The organism is Hoeflea sp. EC-HK425 (assembly GCF_902498795.1).
Taxonomy (GTDB): domain Bacteria; phylum Pseudomonadota; class Alphaproteobacteria; order Rhizobiales; family Rhizobiaceae; genus Hoeflea; species Hoeflea alexandrii.
This window is the reverse complement of record NZ_LR701551.1, coordinates 1-19,693: the sequence shown is the minus strand read 5'-3', so window position 1 is coordinate 19,693 and position 19,693 is coordinate 1. Positions and strand designations below refer to the sequence as shown.

General features: G+C 59.0%; 17 protein-coding genes and 3 pseudogenes. 15 read left to right on the top strand and 5 right to left on the bottom strand.

From position 1 onward, the window contains the following. Positions 1–3 precede the first annotated feature (3 nt). Positions 4–381: a hypothetical protein gene (locus tag SPHINGO391_RS00530; protein WP_152007115.1), complete on the top strand. Its 378-nt coding sequence runs from the start codon at positions 4–6 to the stop codon at positions 379–381. Positions 382–409: 28 nt separating this feature from the next. Then, positions 410–1,756: a c-type cytochrome gene (locus SPHINGO391_RS00525; RefSeq protein WP_152007114.1), complete on the top strand. Its 1,347-nt coding sequence runs from the start codon at positions 410–412 to the stop codon at positions 1,754–1,756. A 221-nt stretch (positions 1,757–1,977) separates the two neighbouring features. Here the strand turns inward: SPHINGO391_RS00525 and SPHINGO391_RS00520 are convergent, their stop codons facing one another. Both SPHINGO391_RS00520 and SPHINGO391_RS00515 read right to left on the bottom strand, forming a co-directional pair. After that, positions 1,978–2,928, bottom strand: coding sequence for a cell wall hydrolase (locus SPHINGO391_RS00520; RefSeq protein WP_244615059.1), 951 nt, complete (start codon positions 2,926–2,928; stop codon positions 1,978–1,980). A gap of 307 nt (positions 2,929–3,235) precedes the next feature. After that, a pseudogene (locus tag SPHINGO391_RS00515) lies at positions 3,236–4,375 on the bottom strand (IS3 family transposase). 211 nt (positions 4,376–4,586) lie between these two features. Between SPHINGO391_RS00515 and SPHINGO391_RS00510 the strand changes: the two are divergent. Next, the gene (locus SPHINGO391_RS00510; protein WP_152007112.1) at positions 4,587–5,177 is read left to right on the top strand and encodes a transglutaminase-like cysteine peptidase; all 591 of its coding nucleotides are present in this window, start codon (positions 4,587–4,589) and stop codon (positions 5,175–5,177) included. Positions 5,178–5,245: 68 nt separating this feature from the next. Here the strand turns inward: SPHINGO391_RS00510 and SPHINGO391_RS00505 are convergent. Beyond that, positions 5,246–5,505: pseudogene (locus SPHINGO391_RS00505) on the bottom strand (DDE-type integrase/transposase/recombinase); the annotation flags it as partial. A gap of 3 nt (positions 5,506–5,508) precedes the next feature. Between SPHINGO391_RS00505 and SPHINGO391_RS00500 the strand changes: the two are divergent. The 12 genes and pseudogenes from SPHINGO391_RS00500 to SPHINGO391_RS00450 form a co-directional block, all read left to right on the top strand. After that, a pseudogene (locus SPHINGO391_RS00500) lies at positions 5,509–5,607 on the top strand (IS6 family transposase); the annotation flags it as partial. A 102-nt stretch (positions 5,608–5,709) separates the two neighbouring features. Next, a complete protein-coding gene (locus tag SPHINGO391_RS25055; RefSeq protein ID WP_210385726.1) occupies positions 5,710–5,946 on the top strand; it encodes a hypothetical protein in 237 nt (78 codons plus the stop codon). 627 nt (positions 5,947–6,573) lie between these two features. Beyond that, positions 6,574–8,112, top strand: coding sequence for a Fic family protein (locus SPHINGO391_RS00495; protein WP_152007111.1), 1,539 nt, complete (start codon positions 6,574–6,576; stop codon positions 8,110–8,112). Between the two features lie 782 nt (positions 8,113–8,894). Then, entirely contained in the window at positions 8,895–9,683 is a 789-nt protein-coding gene (locus SPHINGO391_RS00490) for a hypothetical protein (RefSeq protein ID WP_152007110.1), read from the top strand. Then, positions 9,680–10,336, top strand: a complete 657-nt coding sequence (locus SPHINGO391_RS00485) for a hypothetical protein (RefSeq protein WP_152007109.1) — start codon at positions 9,680–9,682, stop codon at positions 10,334–10,336. Before SPHINGO391_RS00490 ends, SPHINGO391_RS00485 begins: the two co-directional genes overlap by 4 nt. A 4-nt stretch (positions 10,337–10,340) precedes the next feature. Then, positions 10,341–13,781 carry an ATP-dependent helicase gene (locus tag SPHINGO391_RS00480; RefSeq protein ID WP_152007108.1) on the top strand — a complete coding sequence of 1,147 codons (3,441 nt, stop codon included), beginning with the start codon at positions 10,341–10,343 and terminating at the stop codon, positions 13,779–13,781. Between the two features lie 105 nt (positions 13,782–13,886). Next, complete coding sequence (locus SPHINGO391_RS00475) at positions 13,887–14,396, top strand: hypothetical protein (protein ID WP_152007107.1); 510 nt, start codon at positions 13,887–13,889, stop codon at positions 14,394–14,396. Continuing rightward, on the top strand, positions 14,393–14,866 hold the full coding sequence (locus SPHINGO391_RS00470) for a hypothetical protein (protein WP_152007106.1): 474 nt from the start codon (positions 14,393–14,395) through the stop codon (positions 14,864–14,866). Before SPHINGO391_RS00475 ends, SPHINGO391_RS00470 begins: the two co-directional genes overlap by 4 nt. After that, positions 14,814–15,335, top strand: a complete 522-nt coding sequence (locus SPHINGO391_RS00465; protein ID WP_152007105.1) for a hypothetical protein — start codon at positions 14,814–14,816, stop codon at positions 15,333–15,335. The genes SPHINGO391_RS00470 and SPHINGO391_RS00465 overlap by 53 nt, the downstream gene beginning before the upstream one ends. A gap of 13 nt (positions 15,336–15,348) precedes the next feature. Next, positions 15,349–16,719 (top strand): thiamine biosynthesis protein ThiF, encoded by a 1,371-nt coding sequence (locus tag SPHINGO391_RS00460; protein WP_152007104.1) that lies wholly within the window; start codon positions 15,349–15,351, stop codon positions 16,717–16,719. A 149-nt stretch (positions 16,720–16,868) separates the two neighbouring features. After that, entirely contained in the window at positions 16,869–17,210 is a 342-nt protein-coding gene (locus tag SPHINGO391_RS00455; protein WP_193217136.1) for a hypothetical protein, read from the top strand. Positions 17,211–17,342: 132 nt separating this feature from the next. Continuing rightward, positions 17,343–17,774 (top strand): BRCT domain-containing protein, encoded by a 432-nt coding sequence (locus tag SPHINGO391_RS00450; protein WP_193217135.1) that lies wholly within the window; start codon positions 17,343–17,345, stop codon positions 17,772–17,774. Positions 17,775–17,794: 20 nt separating this feature from the next. Here SPHINGO391_RS00450 and SPHINGO391_RS00445 read toward each other — a convergent pair whose 3' ends face one another. After that, positions 17,795–18,478, bottom strand: a complete 684-nt coding sequence (locus tag SPHINGO391_RS00445; protein ID WP_152007103.1) for an SMC-Scp complex subunit ScpB — start codon at positions 18,476–18,478, stop codon at positions 17,795–17,797. A 2-nt stretch (positions 18,479–18,480) separates the two neighbouring features. Next, positions 18,481–19,434: a DUF1403 family protein gene (locus SPHINGO391_RS00440; RefSeq protein WP_152007102.1), complete on the bottom strand. Its 954-nt coding sequence runs from the start codon at positions 19,432–19,434 to the stop codon at positions 18,481–18,483. Positions 19,435–19,693: the final 259 nt, after the last annotated feature.

The following is a 19,693-nucleotide window of genomic DNA, read 5'->3' as shown; positions in this document are numbered from 1 at the left end:
TACATGCAGGTATTCGGCAAGACGCAAGACAACCTCTGGACCCTGGTCGCCGCGCCGACCATCTGGGGCTTCCATTTCCTGTTCAGCTATTTCCTGGCGGCTTACAGATGCGCGCCGAATGATGATGTCTTCAGGAACATCGGCGGCACGCGAATGGCGATTTCCGGAGTCACAGCCGTCTGCCTGCTGCTGATCCTGCTGATAGCTCGCCGCGCCTGGCGCGAATGGCGCGCCGACGGCGGCGGCTACAGCAACAACCAGGACACGCCCGAGGCGCGCGAGCGCTTCCTGGAATTCTCGACGCTGCTTCTCGCCGCGCTCTCCTTCGCCGCGGTGGTCTTCGAGACGCTGCCGGTCCTCGTTTTCTGGGACTGCCGGTAATGCGCGCGCGACCGCCCGGGAGGGTACCATGCATCTGAACGTCGTCATCACCTGGAAGAGGCTCGCCGGCCTCGCCGTGCTTGGCGTGACGGGCGCGCTGATGGTCGGCTGGATAGGCCTAGTTTCGATCGCTGCCTCGGCCGGGCATTGGTCGGTGACACAATGGTTCCTCGGCTGGACGATGGAGAATGCTGTCAGAACACAGTCGATGCTGATCTCGAAGCCCGAGGAGATCGACCTCGACAACCCGATGCTGGTGCGTCGCGCGGCCGGGCATTACGCGACCGGCTGCGCGTCCTGCCACGGCGCCCCCGGCGTGCCGCAATCACCGGTGGTCGAGGAGATGGTGCCCTCGCCGCCGCGGCTCGAAGAAAAGGTTGCCGAATGGAGCGACGAGGAACTGTTCTGGATCGTCAAGAACGGCATCAAGTACTCGGGGATGCCGGCCTGGCCGGCGCAGGACCGCAAGGACGAGGTTTGGGCGCAGGTGGCGTTTCTTCGAGCGCTTCCCGAAATGTCCCGGGCCGAATATGCGGACCTCGCGCTGGGCGGCGGCTTGGCTGACGACGAACTCGAAGCGGGCGGTGAAACCATGCCCGCACTCGATGGCATCGTCGACAATGCGCTCACCGATTGCGCCCGCTGTCACGGTCGCGACGGGCTGGGCCGCGGAGAGGGCGAAGCCCGCCACGCCTTTCCGGTGATTGCCGGCCAACCCGCGCCCTATCTCTACGCGACCCTGCTCGCCTTTGCGCGCGGCGACCGCCAGAGCGGGTTCATGGAACCGCCCGCCACCCGCTACGAGACCGAGGTGCTCGCCCAACTCGCGCGCTATTTTGCGGCGCAGCCGGCGCCCCCTGGTTCCAGCGACGAAGGCGTGGCTGCTCGCGGCCCGTCAGGTTTCGACACGAGCGACGAGGCGCCCGCATCCGCCCCTCCGGCGGTCGCGGCGGATGCGGTCGAAACCCTGGTTTCGCCCACCGAAACACGGCAGGACGAGGCAGGGGTGCTCGAGGGCGAAGACGATGCAGGGACAAGCGCGGTGCCGATGGCAGCAGCTGCGGGGCCTCCGGCCAGCCGGGATGAACTTCTGGAGCTCGGGCGACGCATCGCACTGGAGGGCATCGCGTCGCGCAAAATTCCCGCTTGCCGGAGCTGCCACGGCGGCACCGGCCGCGCCCGGAACCCGTATTATCCCTATCTCTCCGGCCAGCCGGAATGGTACCTCTCGGAGCACCTTCATCTCTGGAAGGAAGGAACGCGCGGCGGCACTCAATACACGCACGTCATGGCCGAGATCGCCGAGAACATGACGCAAGAACAGATACAAGCCGTCTCCGCTTGGTACGCGGCGCAAATCTCCGTAAGTCGATAGACCCGCCATGGTGCCGCGATCGAGGATCCGCTCGACAATCCAGGCGTTCTCTGTTCCCACCGATTCCATTGTCGCACCACCAGACTCCCAACGCGTACCGGCCCACGGCAGAATTTGATTCAGCGGCACCTCCGCCTGCTCGGAAACATTCTGATCATCGAGAAGTTTGGCTTCAGCGGAAAAGCCCCAATGCACGGATAGATAAGGTGGCGTGGTGCCTATCAGCTCCAGCCGCCGCCTATCGTCCGATAGAAAATATGCGAACCAATCTGAGTCATGCGCTGCATGGAGGCGGCCCAGGAAGGGTTCACGTAGGTTGCATTATAGTGAGTGGACGAAGCGACCTCGGCAAGAAAAATCTTGCCAGCAGATACCGCCATCGCGACGTCTTTTGCGAGCCGAAAAGCTCTTCGGTCTACAATTAGATCGGCTATACCGTCACAGGCGAAAGAGAACTGACATCTGTTGAACCAGCTCTTGTTTTGGTACACTACTCCGCAAATGCTGCCGGGATATTTGGGGTTGCGCACTCTATTTAGAATAACTTGGGCGACAGCTGCTTGACCCTTCACCTCTTCACCGCGCGCTTCAAAGTAAATACCGGTCGCCAAGCATTTTTGTTCAGTAGCCGAGAAGACCGATGCTGGGAGTGGCTGACTCAACCAATCATGGTCACCTTCCGCCACCGGCGGAACAAAACGACCTCTGTCTGTTTCGCCTCCCAGCACTGCATCAAAAGGACCCTCTGGAGAATGGTAAGCGTCCGTCGGGGCGTAGGCCGTAGCAAGAACATCAGCGGAATCATTGGTGACGAGGGCAGCGAGAACAGGCGGGACACCGGCCAAACGGTCATCTTCGGGATTATGACGTGCCGAAGCGTCTCTCATTGTAAGATACTCGAAGCCTTGCCTAAGTTCCCCGAACTCCGGTTCAAACGCCGATAGCAGCGGCACGAAGCCAGATTGGGTGATCGATATCCCGGCTGATAGCCCGGTCGTTTTCCTGCGCGGCAGCCTCGAAGTTTTCGTCAAAACCGCCGATGTCGCAGAACCAATCTCGTGGGCACCCCGCAGCTTGATCCGGGCGCCTTTTTTGCCATAGTCCTCGCTACCGTCGAGGAATACAAAACGATCTGCGTTCTGGGTTGTTCGGGATTCCAGGGGCCTTTCCATTTGCGTACCCCTTGATTCGTAGAGGTGTGGCGGAGACGCAAAACCGAAAGCTATCCACGACACGAAAAACAAAGCCAAAGCGGAGTGCTTAGGGCACACGGCTGTTCGCATCTTTGCTTCTCCAAACCTGGTTCGTTGCGCGAAGAGGATGCTTTGTTAACCTTAACTAATTATTAAAGCCAATCCCTCGTCGGCGTCACAATGTCTCAGCAAAGCAGCAATCTGGCGGCAACCACCCCATCTATTCATTCCTCTATGAGAGAACGGCCGCGCAAATTGGACCTGCCCGGAATGTGTGGAGAGGCTTTCATTCTGTGATGGCCATTTCGGCCTCGAATGAGGTTGGCGATTTGAATCCCAATGCGGAATGTCGCCGACCTGGATTGTAGAAGCCTTCGATATGTTGGCCAAAGGCCAGTACCGCAGCTCTTTCGGGTCTGGAAGCTGGTTCGCCAAATCAGCTCGTTCTTGATCGTCTTGAACACTGTTTCCACCATCGCGTTGTAGTAGCAATCGCCCTTGCCGCTCATCGACGGGATAATCCGCTTCGCCTACAGAAGCCACTGGTAGTCGTGCAAGCAATATTGGTTACCGCGCTCGGTGTGCTGGACCAGGTCGGGTAGCGGATTGCGCAGGGCAATGGCGCGCAGCAGCGCATTAAGAGCCAAGTCCTTCTTCAACCGGTCGCTCATGCCCCGCCGACAATGCGCCTGTAGTAGAGATCGAGCACGATCGCCAGATAGAGCCAGCCCTCGGCCGTCCAGACATAACTGATGTCGGCGCCCACTTCTAATGGAGCCCTTGGGATCGAAGTCCTGTTCGAAGAGATTAGCGGCGACCGGGCCACCGTGATGGCTGTCAGTCGTTTTCTTGTAGCGACGATTTTGCAGAACCTCTAGGAAATTGTCGCGCATCAGTCGGGCCACACGATGACGCCGGACATCGAAACCTTCTTCCCAGAGTTCGGCATGCATGCACGGTGCATCGTAGGTCTCGCTGGAGGTCGAGAACTGCGCACGGATATGCGCCAACAGTACCAAGTCCTCACCCTGTCGGCGGCTGGCGGGACGGCCATTCCCACTCAAGTTGCCGCCAAGGACATTGCTTAGGCGATGCAGGGGGAATTCCTTTATCGCCTGATCGATGAGGCGGAACCTTGTTGACGTCCCTCCTTGGTGAAAAAAGTTGCTGCCCGCCTCAGGATCTCGCGTTTTTAGCGGAGAAGCTTATTTTCATGGCGAAACCGTGCCAGTTCCTTGGTGGTATCTTCGTGTGGGCCGGCCAGCAGATCTGCTTCCTGATATTGCCGCTTCCATCGCGTCAGACTGGATAATCCGCCCCCAAATCGTCCATCACCTCACCGGAGCGTGGGGCGGCTGCTTTCCGTCAGCCGCACCGATTCCTGCTTGAACTCATCGGTGAATGTCCGTCTCTCGCGTTTTCCCATTGGGTCCTTCTGTCGCGTCCAGCGATATCAGAAAGTCCCACCATTTTTACCGGACAAGTCAACAAAGATTCAGCTATCCAATTGTTTCTAAATCGTGTGTTGCTAATGCAGCATTTGAATCGCATTTGAGAAAAATCCAAGTCTTTGATTTTTCCCAGTTTTTATCTGTTTCTCGTAGTGTCTTTCCATCAACTTTGGGGAAAGGTTCAACATGGGAAAGTCAATTATTGCGGCGCTTGCGCTCGCCTTGTCCTGCGGCGCCGCCGGCGCCAATGCACTCCATCTCAACCCGACGCAGCCCGCCAGCGCCGCAAACATGGAGACATTCGGCAGAACGACAATACCTATCGGCTATTATGACTATTGCCAGCGCTACGCCGATCGCTGTGACCGCCCGGCAGATGGCCAGATCGTCGAATTGACACGCGAACTCTGGAAGGACATCATCCAGACCAACCACGATGTGAATACAGCTGTTGCTCCTCTGCCCGACAGCGAGATTTTCGGGGTTGAAGAGCGTTGGGAGTATCCCGACAATGTAGGCGATTGCGAGGACTACGCACTGGAAAAGCGCAAACGCCTAAATCAGCGTGGAGTTCCGCTGGGCGCGCTATCCATGACTGTTGCACGGGACGCAAACGGTGGCGGACATGCCGTCCTAACCGTTGTCACAGACCGTGGGGATTTCGTTCTGGACAACGTTGAACCTCGGGTTCTGCTCTGGAAAGAAGCAGAACTCTATTTCCTCAAGCGCCAATCGCAACATGACCCCAACACATGGGTCAGTCTCGTCTCTGGTTGAATCGTGCGCTGGAGGGTTCTGTCGCAAACCGTAATTCTGATCGCGACAGGACGCTTCCGGGTCGGCTATCAAGCGGCCAGGATTTCGAATTGCTCAGCTATTGAGGGGCGCGAATTATAGGTAACCTCGCCTGTCGCTTGCGCATCATATGAACCATTTCGATGCCGTCGAGTATGATCCGGGCGCTCGCTATCGACTTGAAGCCGAGCATCGAGCGGACCCGGCGTTTGCTGCGCCGATGGTCCTGTTCTATCCGGTTGTTGAGGTACTTGCCCTTGCGTATGCGATTTGGTCTCGATGAACGTCGCGTCCTGTCGCAAAGGCGGTCTTCAAAATGGTTCATATGATGCGCAAGCGACAAGGCAGATATTCCTACAACCCCAGCCCATCGCTTGCTGAGCAATTCCACGCTCTGGCCGATGCCTTCTGACCTCATATCCGAAACGGTTCTTTCTCCGCCATATCAAAAATTTGCAACAGAACCTGCTCCACGGCGCGAATATGCTCATGCAGGTTCGAACTGCGGAGGCAAATGGCGAACTTCGCGATCGATTGCGAGCACCTTTTCGACAGCCTGAAGCGAACATGCCACCGCTATTCAAACCAAAACCGCCCCTCCTGCGTGCCGCGTAACCCCAGTGAAATTACCGGTCTCGGCAGCGGTTGTGCCAGCCATGCCGGTGCCGACTTCGCATACCGCAATCCGGGCAGATGCCGATCGGTTTCGCAGCAGCGGAAACAATCCAATTTTCTTCATCTTGAAGGGTGATACCCAGAACTCTGACCCCTGGACCGGGCGACCATTTTGATTTCGTTTGCATCACCGCAGATAGCGACCGCGACGCTAACACTCTGTTAACCACAGACTTTGAGGAAGAACCGTTTGAAGTGTAAATCGACACGAGTGGCGGCAGCTTGCTAGCCGACCCCGCAGTGGGTTGATCGACGGAGATCCGGGGCCGGACCAGGAGGCCATCACCAGAGAGCAGGAACGGACCGCCTCCGGTGGACCGTGTTCAAGCAACCATGATCCTGTTGGATTCAGAATCCGTCGAAGGCCTCGGATAGGCTGGAAGTTTGCCGTCGTCGCGCCGGTGGCGAATGCTGCCGAAATCGCGGATATCGTGACGCTGTTGCTGTTGCCGGTCTTTCGGGCTCCGAAGGACATTTCGGCACACACCTATCCATTTAAAACTCGATAGCGAACGGCATCAATCACGTATAATGACGCATCATTAAAAACGTTTATCGAATCGTCAATTTAAACGCGTCTTGAATCAACGTTAAATACGCGTATATAAACGACAGCAAAAACGTGTAATGATACGGCCAATTGGCCTATCGAGATGCCGCATTGTAAAGTCGCACAAGAAGAACGAGGTCGTGAGAACCTAGAATGGCTACACCAAATGAAAAGTTGGCTGACGCCTTGCAAGCCCTCAAAACATTGCAGGATGGCGGGCGTCGAATATTCAAGTCCGACGAGTTCAGCCGACTACACCGAGAGCGCCTTACACGGAGCGGATTTCTCCAAGAGGTCATCCGCGGCTGGCAAATGTCAACGGGACCCCAGTCCCAGGACGGCGACACAACCCTTTGGTACGCTTCATTCTGGGAGTTCTGTTCCCTCTACTGCAACGACCGCTTTGGACAGGAATGGCATCTGTCACCGGAACAATCGATGCTACTCCACGCAGATGCAACGGCGATTCCGCCCCAGGTGATTGTCAACAGTCCAAAGGCAACGGGAAACAACCTATCACTGCTTTTTGGCACATCAATGTACGATCTCAAGACCAAGAAAATGCCACCGCGTGTTGATCTCGTCGAGAAAAACGGATTGAGGTTCTATACTGCGGACGCCGCCCTGGTGAAAGTTGCTGAAGCGTTTTTCCAAAGATCACCTATCGAAGCCCAGGTCGTGCTGAAATCCGTGCGCGACGTGTCGGGAGTCCTCGGTAGATTGCTCGACGGAGGGCATTCGGCCGTGGCCGGCCGACTGGCCGGGGCATTTCGGCGCGTAGGAAAAGACGAGTTCGCCGACGATATCTTGAAAACGATGAAAGGCGCGATGTACGACGTTAGAGAGACCGACCCGTTCGATCAAAACCAGCAAGTCTCCACCTTAGCCGTTGGTGGATCTCCCATTGTGGCCCGTCTCAATGCTATCTGGGAAAGCCAGCGTCAGGCGGTCCTTGATGTTTTTCCTGCTGCCCCCGGGCTTCCCTCGGACACCACCGAATTCATGAAATCGGTCGAGGATATATACAAGAACGACGCATACCACTCGCTTTCGATCGAAGGGTACAGCGTTACTCCGGAACTCATTGATCGCGTGCGCGCTGGTACGTGGGATCCGGACGTGAATCAGCAGGATAGGCAAAACCGCGACGCCTTGGCAGCACGCGGTTACTGGCAGGCGTTTCAGAGCGTAAAGGAATCTGTTGCGGAGATTCTCCGCGGTGCACCGGCGGGAGCCGTTGTCCGTAAGCAACATAGGGATTGGTACCGCGAACTGTTCGGCCCCTCCGTAGCCGCAGGTATCCTGAAACCCAGCGCCCTCGCGGGCTATCGAAACCACCCTGTATATCTCCGCGGATCATGGCATGTACCACCGCGTTCCGAAGCGGTTCCGGATGGAATGGAGACCCTGTTCGGCCTACTGGAGAAGGAAAGCGAACCAGCGGTTAGGGCAGTCCTTGGCCACTGGTTGATAGGCTATGTTCATCCCTATCCTGACGGCAACGGACGGATGGCGCGCTTCCTAATGAACGCCATGTTCGCCTCTGGTGGGTTTCCATGGACAGTGGTTAGGGTTGAAGATCGGTCAACTTATTTGGCTGGCCTTGAACAGGCGAGCGTCCACATGAACGTCAAACCGTTCGCGGAGTTCATCGCGGAGCGCACCTCTTGGTCGACGAGTAAGGCAGTCTAAAATCATCGGGTTCAGGACGTGGTACACAGAAGCGGCTGAGTTGACGTATCGACTGCTGGATTTTGGTTGCATCGCCTTGATGGGATACGAACGAACAAACCACATCTCATTTTGTCAACGTATCGAGAAACCGGCCTTTACGACGCGAGCTATATTCTGGCCGTTGCGCCGAGCTTCGCGCTATCCTGCGTTGTCCGTTCCTCCTATACATTACAGACTTTGCGCGAACGAATCAGTGCGTATTCCAATGATGACGGACGGTGATTCCGATGCGAAGCCGGACAGTTCGCGGTGGCCTTGGGCCGGCCGGTTGTTTGACCGGAACGGGCTCTCAGGTCAAGCCACGGTTGTATCGGCGGCGTTGACAGAGCAGCGTTTTCTCATGCTCTCACCGCTGTGTTCGATGCGGTATGCGTTTCAGCGGTCGGCGCGTGTCAGAAAGATCATTCTTTCGGTGTCGCTAGCTTCGAGGGATAGGACGGTCTTACTCGAATCAAGCATCCGTGCTTCCATCGCGGGGAAAGCCTGGGCAAGAGCAGGGATCGAGACACCGTCGATTTATTCGATAAACATCGCGGCGTCTGAAGAGGAGTCAGACTAGGTCGGAGATTTGATTTGGCGGGACAAATTGCAAGGGTTCGACGCGCTCGCAGCCGGGGAAAGAACGGGCGAGAAAGATTTTTTAAATTCGCTTTCCGGGTTTTTCGCCCCGCCGCGATTAATAGGCTGAGCGCTTCTGATGACCGCTCGCGAACCGCTGCTGCGCTGAGCAAGGGGGTGAGATGGCTCGACCGTTGAAAACTGAATCGGATGGAGTACTCTATGCGCGTCCGCCGAGTGTAGAAACCCAGATCGACCAAGCGGTCCAGCTTTCAGCCACCGATCTGCGGCGGCGTCTGCTGATTACTGATCGGAACGATCCCGGCCATCTGCGCTCCGAATGCCTTGTTCATCTCGTTCGGGAGGGACGACGTTCCGGCAACCAGGCGCTGATGACCGCGGTCTTACCCATATTGCTCGGCAGATGTGAAGCCAACCTTCGGGTTACGGTCGCGGATGGCGCAATACCGGACGCCGCAAACCTTCGACAGGAAATCCTCGACGACCTGACGGAGCTGTTCGTGATGGACGGGTCGGGTGACTTTCCCGACGAACTGGATTTCTACGAATGCAAGTTCAACAAGGCATTCAGAGCACTGCGTATCGATGCCATCAGGCGTGCCGAGCGGCGGAACAAGCGTTCCATAGAAGTTGCCGAAATGCCGGAGCTTGAAGTAAAAAGCATGCCCGATGCCTTCGAGGATGCGTTTGCCAGGGTGTCGGACGCATTCAGGGTTTTGCCTACGCAGGAATGGGATGCCGATCGCGAGCCAATCCTGCAGGCAATCGAAGCGCTACCACCAGGCGAGCGAGATGCCGTCGTGCTTGTCCATGTCCTCGGCTACAAGGAAGAATCCGACAATCCCGAAGAAGAGACGGCTGCAACAAGATGCAATTGTACGGGACGAACCATTCGCAACCGGCTGACACGGGCCGCCGCGAAGCTTTCCCGTTTCAAGGAGGACCTATGAGCCAGACCCTTAACGCAAGCCCGCGCGCATTGCGGGAGGCCTTCTACGCACTATCCGCGGCCCAGGAAATCCCCGATGCCAGGCTGCTGGATGATCTCGTTCGCCAGCATCCTCAATATGGCGCGGAGCTCACCGAATTCGCCATCGCTCTTGCCGTCGACGCATTGCGCGGCAATCGCGCTGTTGAAGCAACGGAAACGGCAATTGACCCGACGATCGTGAGCCCCGCCGTCAGCAGGGCGATGAGCCACTTCCAGAACCGGCTTCATGCAGTTACGACCGGCGGACCAAAGGCGGTGAGCGAGCCCGCAACCGTCCCCGACGCGCCCAACCCGTTCAGCGGTTTATCGCGTGGTGAGTTTCGTGGCCTTGCCACGCGACTGAACGCAAATGCCGTTTTCGTCGGCAAGTTACGCGATCGCCAGATCGATCCGGACACCATCCCGCCCGGCATCCGAGCACGGGTCGCCGACGAGCTGAAAGCGCCGCTGGACGTGGTCGTTGCTCATTTCGCGGGAAGGCAGCCGATGCCAACAGGTCAGTTTTTCAAAGCCGATGGCAAGCCAACCACCGGCGCGCAGCAGAGCTTTGATGAGGCTGTCAAGAATTCGGGCCTGACGCCGGAGCAGCAAGCCTATCTGTTAGGACTTTGAACGCATGGACCATTTCGAACCGATCAGGACCACGGCGGCGACACTCCACGGCGAGTTGCTTGCGGAGGGCAAAGATCCGTTCGATCTGCTTGCGTTTGTTCAAGCGGCAGTTTCGCACCGCGATCTGGAACTCGTTTGGCTCCCGCGAGGCGACCCGGCACTGAAGGGCGCAAAAGCGCTGTTCGACGATCAAGGGGGAACAATTTGCTGCGAGGACGAAGGTGACCCGATAACGCGCGCGCTGCTTGTTGCGCACGAACTCGGACATGCCGAGCTTCATGCCGGCTCGGCGACCTGCGCGACATCGGATATCGATCCTTCCCGGAGCACCGAGGCCGCCCCTGTCGGACTTCAACGCGTCGAAGATTACGGTGCAAAAGAGCGACGCGAACTACAGGCAAATGTCTACGCCCGAGAACTTCTGCTGCCACGCGCATTCGCGCACAAATTACATGCCGTAGACAATTTGGCGGCCGCGGCAATCGCGGATCGAACGAAGCTCCCTGTCGCGCTGGTCCGGCAACAGGTGCTCGATGCCTTGCTTCTGCCAACAGTGGCCGATGAGACCGAGCAGGAACAAGTGGAGGTCGAGTCGCCGGCACGAAAGCCCGACCCGTCTCAAGATCGCGCGGCGGTGCATCGCGAAAAGCCCTTCCAGTTGCAGGCGGGACCGGGAACCGGCAAGACCCGAACGCTCGTCAAGCGCGCACTGTCGTTGCTGGCAGAGGGCATTGATCCGGCGGCAATCCTCATCCTGACATTTTCCAACCGTGCTGCGGGAGAATTGTCCAAGCGGTTGACTGCGGTAGCACCCGATGCTGCGCCGAAACTTTGGATCGGCACGTTTCACGCGTTCGGGCTCGATCTTGTGCGCCGTTATCACGACAAGCTGGGGCTTGCGCCGAACCCGTCGCTGTTCGATCGCAGTGATGCGATCGAGGTACTTGAAGACATTCTGCCGACGCTTCCCCTCGTCCACTACCGGAACCTCTGGGACCCCGCGATGGTCTTGCGTGACATCGTCGGAGCAATTTCCCGCGCCAAGGATGAAATCGTCGGTCCACAACGCTATCGCGAACTTGCAAAGGCGATGGAAGCGGATGCTGGTGGCGACGAGGATGCAAAGATTGCTGCCGCGAAATGCCTCGAAATTGCGGATGTCTACGATCTATACGAGGCGGCCGTGCGCAGGCACGGCGGCGTGGATTTCGGCGATCTAATCATGCGTCCGACGCAGTTGCTGGAGGCGGATGAGGCCGTTCGCATCGGCGTTCAGCTTCGTCATCGTCACGTCCTCGTCGATGAATATCAGGATGTGAACCGCGCAAGCGCGCGTCTCTTGAAGATGATCGCCGGAGACGGTGAACGCCTTTGGGTCGTTGGTGATGCGCGGCAATCCATCTACCGTTTTCGGGGCGCTTCGTCGGAAAATATGGTCCGGTTCGCCACGGACTACCCCGGTGCGGTAATCGATCAACTCGGCGTCAACTACCGCTCGACCGAACAGATCGTGCGCAGTTTCGTCGCCGTTGCCCCGCACATGGGCGCCTCACGGGGCATGCTGCCCCTCGCATTGGAGGCTAACCGGGGTCAAGGCCCTGGCCGCCCCGAACTGCGGCGCTTCGAGACCTTGGATGACGAAGCGGAAGGGGTAGCAGCCAGCATTCGTCAGCTTGAAAAAGAGGGTGTGAAACTTCGCGATCAAGCTGTTCTATGTCGAACCAACGGCCGGCTGAATGAGATCGCATCGGCGCTTGAGGCGCGCGGCATTCCCGTCCTTCATCTCGGAAGTTTGTTCGAGCGGGAGGAGGTTCGTGACCTGTTGGCGCTGCTGAGTCTGGCCGTCGATCCGTTCGGCGACGCATTGGTGCGCGTCGGCGCCATGACTCGGTATGGTCTAAGGCTGCAGGATTCGCACTGTCTCAGCCGCCATCTGCGATCACTTGGCAAGCCCGCGCTGGCGGGCCTCGCGGAGGCGATTAACGCTCCAGGGTTATCAGCCTCAGGGCGCGTTGGGATTGCCCGGTTGGCCACCGATTTGGCACCACTTCGCTCGAACATGAGTGCCTGGGAGTTTCTGACCGTCTATCTTCTCGATCGTACCGATCTGGCAAGGCAGCTGGGCGAGGCCACCTCCGTAACCGAACGAATGCGCGCGGTGGCGGTGTGGCAGTTCCTCAATTTCGTACGGGAGCAAAGCCCCGTGGGGGCTGGCCTCCCGATTCAGCGAACGCTCGACCGCGTCCGCCAGCTTGTTCTGTTGGCGGAAGAGCGAGATTTGCGACAGGTTCCTGCCGCAGCACTGCATCTGGACGCGGTTCGTCTGATGACCGTTCATGGCAGCAAGGGCCTCGAATTCGAAGGTGTACATGTGCCGGGACTGACGGTTGCAAGTTTCCCGAGTTCGAACCGCGGCCAACGTTGCCCACCGCCCAATGGCATGATCGACAGCGTCGGAAGTATTTTGCCCGCTGACGAGGCCAAGCGCGCCCATGAGGACGAGGAGCAATGTCTTTTTTTTGTGGCTTTGTCGCGCGCTCGAACTCATCTCCGTCTCTATCATGCGCGAAAGCAACGAAATGGAAACGGCCGATCGCCCTCGCCGTTTTTGGACTGGCTTCCTGCTACGCTCATAATGAACGTGGTAAATCCGCCCCTACTTGCGCTTCCTCCAGATGCGCCAAAGCCCGAGCCAATCGCAATCTCCTGGCCATCGAACTGGGTGTTGACGGACAGTCGTCTCGGCTCATACGAAAAGTGTCCGCGGCGGTTCTTTTATACGCACGTTCTGGGCCTGGGTGGCGCTCGGAAACCCACGGCGTTTTCCCGTACCCACGATTGTCTCTATGAATTGCTGCGCTGGCTTGCCGAGACTCGACGTGCCGGAGAGCCAAGTCTTGCCGAAGCGGAAACGGCATTCGAGGCGATCTGGAAGGAACGAGGGCCGGTCGATCACGCCTTCGCCGATGACTACCGGAAACTTGCATCGAGATTGATCGGTGCATTGCTGAAAGCCGGCGCTGGCCATCGCTTCGGCGACGCGCAACCCCTCGCCATCGACTTTCCAAATGACGGTCGTGTGCTGGTCGAGCCGGACGAAGTGGCCGAATTGCCCGATGGCACAATCGTCATCCGTCGTGTTCGCACCGGATACAGACGCAGTGACGAGTACGACCGGCTCGAATACACCCTCTACCATCTTGCTGCCCGTAGCCAGTTCGGTGGCCGGGCTGTCGTTCACGCGTTGCATTTGACCGATGAAACCCAAGAGCGAGTCGAGATCAGCACGACCAAGATTAGCAATCGGCAAAAAAAGAGCGAGACGATGCTGGCCGGCATCGCCGCGGGTGCATTTCCCACGGAGACCGATGCGATAACCTGCCCCCGGTGTCCACATTTCTTCATTTGCGCCGCGACGCCGCCGGGTCCGCTGAAGCTCGATTAAAAAATTTCGTTCTGGCTTTCCGGGTTCCTCCTCTGCTGGCGATCAAGGAGGTAAGGGACGAAGCCAGGCAATAGGGCCTCGCACTTCGATCCCCGGAGTGCAGACATGAAATTCATCGACGTTTTTTACCAGGGCGAAGGCATCGGCGAGATCGCGCATATCGAGATCGAACCCGACACGGCGTTCGCCGCCCTCAAGACCATCCTCATCGAGAAGCACGGGGCAACCCACGGCGCATTGCTGTTCCTCGAAGATGAGGACGAGCCGCTCGACGAATCCATCCTCGTCAAGGACCGCGCCAGCCCTAAGGGGCTCAAGGTCCACGTCCACCATTGCCGTCATGTCGAGGTGACGGTCACGTTCAATGGTGAGTCGGTCGAGCGCCGCTTTCCGCCGAGCGCCACGGTCGCACGGGTCAAGCGCTGGGCGGCCGAAAAGAAGTTCGGCATGTCCGAGGACGAAGCCGGTGAACACGTGCTGCAGATCGCAAGCACGCATGATCGCCCGGCGCCCGGAACGCATATCGGGTCGTTGACCGAAAGCAAGATCTGCAATCTCGCCTTCGATCTCGTCCCCGACGAACGTGTTAACGGTGCGGCGGAGGGCTTCGCATGATCGGCCCCGATCAGCGAGCCTTCGAGGCGGACGTGGCGAAGGCCACGTTCCGGCTCGGCCAGGCAGAAGGCCGCTGGCGGCACATTGCCGTAACCTGGCCGTTCGCCTTCATTGTCGTGAACGCCAAGGATGGTCGGGAATATGTACTCCGGCTGAACTGCGCCGGCTATCCGCAGAGCCCGCCGACGGGCGGCCCCTGGGATATGAGCACCAACCAAGTCCTTGCATTCGATCTCTGGCCGCGCGGCCCGAGTGGCCGCGTGTCCGCAGTCTTCCGCACAGACTGGAAGGGCGGCACTGCCCTTTACCTGCCCTGTGATCGCGAAAGCTTCGTCGGTCATGACAACTGGCGTTCCGAAATGCCCTCGAAAATCTGGCGCCCCGCCGATGGAATCGTGCAATATCTGGAGCTTGTTCATGAACTACTTCACTCGCGCGACTATACGCCGCCTCTTCGCCCCGCGGCATGAGCTTTCCTGCTCCTGGTTCCTGTGGCTCCGCCTGAAGGCAAGGCTGCGCGAGCGCGGGCGTGATCGCAGCCGCGAGAGTGGCGCCTTCCTCCTCGGGTATCGCGAGGGCGGAGCAGCCCACATCGTCGATTTCGTGCTCTACGACGATCTCGATCTACATTCGCTCGACACCGGCATCGTCCGTTTCAATGGCCGGTATTTCAGTGACCTCTGGGCGATTTGCAAGGCGCGCGGCCTCACGGTCGTGGCCGATGTCCATGTCCATCCACTAGGTTCCGGGCAGAGCAATTCCGATCGCGATCATCCCATGATCTCGCGTGCCGGCCATCTCGCCCTGATCCTCCCGGACTTTGCGATTGGCGCTCAGCCGCGATCCGGTATCGGCATCTATCGTTATCTCGGAAGCAAGCAATGGCAGGTGGTGCCAACTTCGGAGCGCCGCAGCTTTTTCCATATCGGATTGTTTTAACAAGGGACGCATCATGACCACACAGATTTCGGCAGACTCCCTTCACCGGCTGGTTAAACATGCGATCGACAGTGGCACAGCCGCCAGCGTCGAGGAAGCGAAGGCCCTGTTTCAAGGTTACAGGCTGGCCGTTGAGATCGATCATGCCACAGCCTCCGACCCGGTACAGCAGGCCGCGTTGCTGACGACCGTCGCACTTGGTCTGCGGGTATTCCTGGGCGGGGTTTCGGTTGGCGGACCGCTGGACACGCCGTTGTCGCCGGCAATGCCCTTCGGGCGGACGGTGGCCGATGCTGTGAAGGCACTGGGCGGAACATCTGGCGCCATCGCAGACGGCACACCGACGATCGTAATCGGTGGAGCTGCTCGTGAGCGGCGTAAAGGATTTTGCATCCGGACAGCGACGGCTGGCTGGCGTGGCGGCATCTTGCCGATCCACTCCGAGCTTCGTCCGACCGGCGGCACCTCTATGCCGTTAGCCGGAATGCTTGCAGCGGGCTTGGCAGTGAACGAAGCATTTCTGTACGCCAGTGGCGGTTCGTCCGCGGTCGGACGGCGCCCGGTTGGGCTTTCGCTATGGCGCCCCGGTTCGGACGTGGACTGGCTACAATCGGATGGAAGCGAACCGGCATTGACCTACCTGCCATCTCGTCTGTGGTTGATCGGCCTCGGCCATCTGGGCCAGGCCTATCTGTGGGGTCTTGGCCTCCTGCCCTATAAGGACCCCTCAGAGGTAAAACTTGTCCTTCAGGATGTCGACGTGATTACCGAGTCGACGACGAGCACTTCCATCCTTACCGACGTCACCATGGTCGGCCAGAAGAAGACGCGGGTGACGGCGACATGGGCGGAGCAACGGGGCTTCACAACCTCTCTGCAGGAACGTTTGTTCGCGGCAGATTTCAAGCGTCAGCCGGATGAACCGGCGGTGGCGCTTTGTGGGGTCGATAACGGCCTCGGCCGGAGAGCCCTGGATCAGGTTGGATTCGATTTGATTGTTGAAGCCGGGCTCGGCCGTGGCTATCGGGATTTCCGCACTATGCGGCTCCACGTGTTGCCTGGTCGCCGCCCCGCCGCGGAGATCTGGAAGCAAAACGGCAAGACCGAAAAGGTCGAGGACCGGCCCGCCTATGCCAAGCTTATGGCGGACGGTGTGCTCGACCGCTGTGGAATGACGCTGCTTGCGGGAAAAGCCATCGGTGCGCCGTTTGTGGGCTGCATCGCTGCCACGTTGGCATTGTCAGAGGTGCTACGGCTCCTCCATGGCGGACCGATGCATCAATTGATCGATGTTGATCTTCTCAGCCTTGATCATCGCGTTGTTTTACAGCATCAGAACGACTTTTCGAGATGCAATCCGGGTTTTGCCATGGTTGCATCCTGATTCCGCGTTCAATCCAAAAATCCAAATCAACCGCGCGAGACGCATGCTGCCACCCACCGTCAATCTTGCGATCTCTCGCTCGGTTCTGGCATTTTTGCAGCCTCGTTGATAGGTTGTATCTACGGTGCTTTGCAATGGGGGATTCTACGGTGAACGCACGACAGCCGGGCAAGGACAAGCTTGAACATGAGGGAGCAGAACTAGGCCGAATTCACGCGCTGGCGAATAATCGAAAGGCGCTCGGCTACTGGCTGGGATTTCTGAAGGGAATCTTGGCGAGCAACGACGTCGAAACTGCCGAATTCGAACCGCTAAGTGTGGAGGCAGAGAATTTCCTTAGATTGCTCCATGATCCTGATGCGTACGAACTCATCGAAGACCTCCGCATTTGGAAAAATGAGCCCAGGGAAGTGTACGAGATCATTCAGAGCGTCGTGGATGTACGTTCTCGTGACTTTGTCGTTGAGAGTGAAAAGGACGAAATCAACTAGCTTTACGGATTTTGTGCCGGGATCGCCTGTGACAATTACATAACGCCCGAGGAGGCCGAACGGTTACTGTCGAGGATAGACGAGTATCCGCGCATTCAAGCGGATCGGCGGGTGCGTAATGTGAGGAATGCCGTGAAGCGCTCCATAGCGGACGGGCGGATTACGCCAGACGAATCTGACGACATTTGCACATGGATCACTCATCTGGTCGGCGATAGTGCCACTGACACCGGGATCGCTACATTCGGCAATGTAGGCGTCATCGAGGGTGCCCTAAATGATCACAACGACGTCGTCTTCGATCAACGGATGTTCGTTCTAACAGGGAAATTCACGCTCGGCCCACGTAAGGCAATCCAAGGAATGATTTCCGACCGCGGCGGTGAGTTCAAAGGTAACGTTTGCCGGAACACGCACTATCTGTGCGTCGCAGCAGAAGCCTCCCGCGATTGGAAACATAGCCACGAAGGCTTGAAGATCATCCGGGCGATTGAATTGCGGGCGGAGGGCCGTGGCCCTCAGGTGGTGCATGAGGGCACGTTGGCTCAGGCGTTTGCGCGGTAGCCAACGCGCTTGGCTCGCCCCTACTCTTCGTTACTGTCCTGCTCGGCCGGCAAAACTGCTACCAAATCGGCCTTCCGGCTAAGCAGCCCGGCGTCCTCGAGCGCCTCGATGTCGGGGAGGTCGCGCAGCGTTTCCATGCCGAAGGCGGAGAGGAAGTGCTTCGTCGTCACATAGGTATAGGGCGCCCCCGGCCTGGGGCTGCGGGGGCCAGAGGCGAGGAAGTTGGCGTTGCGCAGCACGCCGATCGTGTCGCGGCTGACCTCTTTGCCAAAGATCCTGCTGAGCTCCCCGCGTGTCAACGGCTGGAAATATCCAACCGCCATCAGCACCATCGCCTCGAACTCCGACAGCGCCGCGGCGGCCGAGCGCGTCGGCGCGGTGGATGCCCGAATGGTGTCGGCGAAACGGGTACGGGTTCGATGCTGCCAGCCGCCGGCGACGGACACGAGCTCATAGGGCCGCTCGCGCAGTTCGTCTTGGAGGTCGTCGATCAGCAGGTCGATGCTGCAGTCTTTTCCGACCACCCGCGCCAGCGTATCGCGGGTCACCGGTTCGGCCGAGGCAAAGATCACCGCCTCGACTCGCATCATCCATTCTCGCCAACGCAATTCCGCCGGCAGATCCACCAACTCCCTATCAAACAGCCGTTCGGCTGCAACATTCGTCCTTTTTCGGGTTTTCTTTGCTACGCCGGCTCCGGTCATCGTCACAATCCAAAAATTCGGAACGACGATCGGCCGGATAGCTCGCGCACGGCGCCAAAACTCTCCAATCGCTCGAAAAGCCGGGTCGCCGCCCAGCGGGAGAGGTTGGCGCCGGGCGCCGACGCCGGCACGGCGTCTTCCTCGAGCAGTGTTGCGATGACCGCGCCGGCACCCTTGGTCCGCACCTTCGGCGCCACGGTCACAAGGGTGTCCGCCCTCCGGGCGATCTCACTCGCCGAGCGCAGGGCGCTGCCCGTCGCCTCGACCAGCGCAAGGCAGACGGCGCGCGGGAAACCGGGCTCGCCCGGGCGGACGCGTCCCCGGCCCCCAAGCGTCCGGAAGGCCGGCCTGTAGCGCTCGCCCATCAGCAGCGGCACGGGACGCTCCCATTTCAGCATCGCGGCGATCAGCATGTCGGCCAGCGCCCAGACAAGCGGCCCGGCGTCGGGGCGCGCGGCAACAATTGCCGACACCAGATCCGCCACCGCAAACGGCGCTGGCCGACCGGACTGGAACGCGGCATCGGCGTCGTCGAGCGCGGCGGCCAATCCATCGTCCCACGACAGCCCGAGCAGTTCGGCCAGTTCGGCGACGGTTTTCGATGAAAACCCCGGTTTGCGAGTCGCGAGCCTTTTGTAGGTCAGAAACACCCTTCCGGCCGGGCCGGGATCGTCACCAGCCGCGGTCAGCAGCACGGCGTCGCGCAGTGCCTTTTCGTCCTCGTTGCGGCCCATCAGCCGCACCGCCGCCGCGGCGCATTTCAGGGCCTGACGGGAGCGCCAGCAGCCGCTCCAGACCGGTTCGGCCCGGACGAGATCATCCAGCGACTTCAGAGCGATGCCGGCGGCGAAGGCGGCGTCCGCTTCCGTGGGCTCGCGGCCGCGCGGCAAGGCCCAGGCCGGTAAATTCGCCAGCGGCAGTTTGGTCCGAGCAGGGGCGACGGCGAGCGAATCCATGCCGGCGACACTACAACGTGTGTGCAGTTTAAGCCATCATATTCAGCACAAACCGCACTACCTGTCCTCAGGTGAATATGAATGATAATGTTGCATTATCGTTCGTTATGTTCCTTATAGAGTGAATGACCGATGTCGCTCGTTTTTCACCGGCGGACAGCCCCTTTTGAGCGTCAGATCGACGAGAATTCGCGTTCATTGAGCGGACCGGGTTTGCGGCCAATTCCCGGACTGCTGGCCGAGGATGGCCTCTGTCGTC

What these genes read in the sequence shown, in the direction of transcription:
- SPHINGO391_RS00530 (WP_152007115.1), top strand. Translation starts at nt 4, where the DNA reads ATGCAGGTATTCGGCAAGACGCAAGACAACCTCTGGACCCTGGTCGCC.
- SPHINGO391_RS00525 (WP_152007114.1), top strand. Translation starts at nt 410, where the DNA reads ATGCATCTGAACGTCGTCATCACCTGGAAGAGGCTCGCCGGCCTCGCC.
- SPHINGO391_RS00520 (WP_244615059.1), bottom strand. Translation starts at nt 2,928, where the DNA reads ATGGAAAGGCCCCTGGAATCCCGAACAACCCAGAACGCAGATCGTTTT.
- SPHINGO391_RS00510 (WP_152007112.1), top strand. Translation starts at nt 4,587, where the DNA reads ATGGGAAAGTCAATTATTGCGGCGCTTGCGCTCGCCTTGTCCTGCGGC.
- SPHINGO391_RS25055 (WP_210385726.1), top strand. Translation starts at nt 5,710, where the DNA reads ATGGCGAACTTCGCGATCGATTGCGAGCACCTTTTCGACAGCCTGAAG.
- SPHINGO391_RS00495 (WP_152007111.1), top strand. Translation starts at nt 6,574, where the DNA reads ATGGCTACACCAAATGAAAAGTTGGCTGACGCCTTGCAAGCCCTCAAA.
- SPHINGO391_RS00490 (WP_152007110.1), top strand. Translation starts at nt 8,895, where the DNA reads ATGGCTCGACCGTTGAAAACTGAATCGGATGGAGTACTCTATGCGCGT.
- SPHINGO391_RS00485 (WP_152007109.1), top strand. Translation starts at nt 9,680, where the DNA reads ATGAGCCAGACCCTTAACGCAAGCCCGCGCGCATTGCGGGAGGCCTTC.
- SPHINGO391_RS00480 (WP_152007108.1), top strand. Translation starts at nt 10,341, where the DNA reads ATGGACCATTTCGAACCGATCAGGACCACGGCGGCGACACTCCACGGC.
- SPHINGO391_RS00475 (WP_152007107.1), top strand. Translation starts at nt 13,887, where the DNA reads ATGAAATTCATCGACGTTTTTTACCAGGGCGAAGGCATCGGCGAGATC.
- SPHINGO391_RS00470 (WP_152007106.1), top strand. Translation starts at nt 14,393, where the DNA reads ATGATCGGCCCCGATCAGCGAGCCTTCGAGGCGGACGTGGCGAAGGCC.
- SPHINGO391_RS00465 (WP_152007105.1), top strand. Translation starts at nt 14,814, where the DNA reads ATGAACTACTTCACTCGCGCGACTATACGCCGCCTCTTCGCCCCGCGG.
- SPHINGO391_RS00460 (WP_152007104.1), top strand. Translation starts at nt 15,349, where the DNA reads ATGACCACACAGATTTCGGCAGACTCCCTTCACCGGCTGGTTAAACAT.
- SPHINGO391_RS00445 (WP_152007103.1), bottom strand. Translation starts at nt 18,478, where the DNA reads ATGACCGGAGCCGGCGTAGCAAAGAAAACCCGAAAAAGGACGAATGTT.
- SPHINGO391_RS00440 (WP_152007102.1), bottom strand. Translation starts at nt 19,434, where the DNA reads ATGGATTCGCTCGCCGTCGCCCCTGCTCGGACCAAACTGCCGCTGGCG.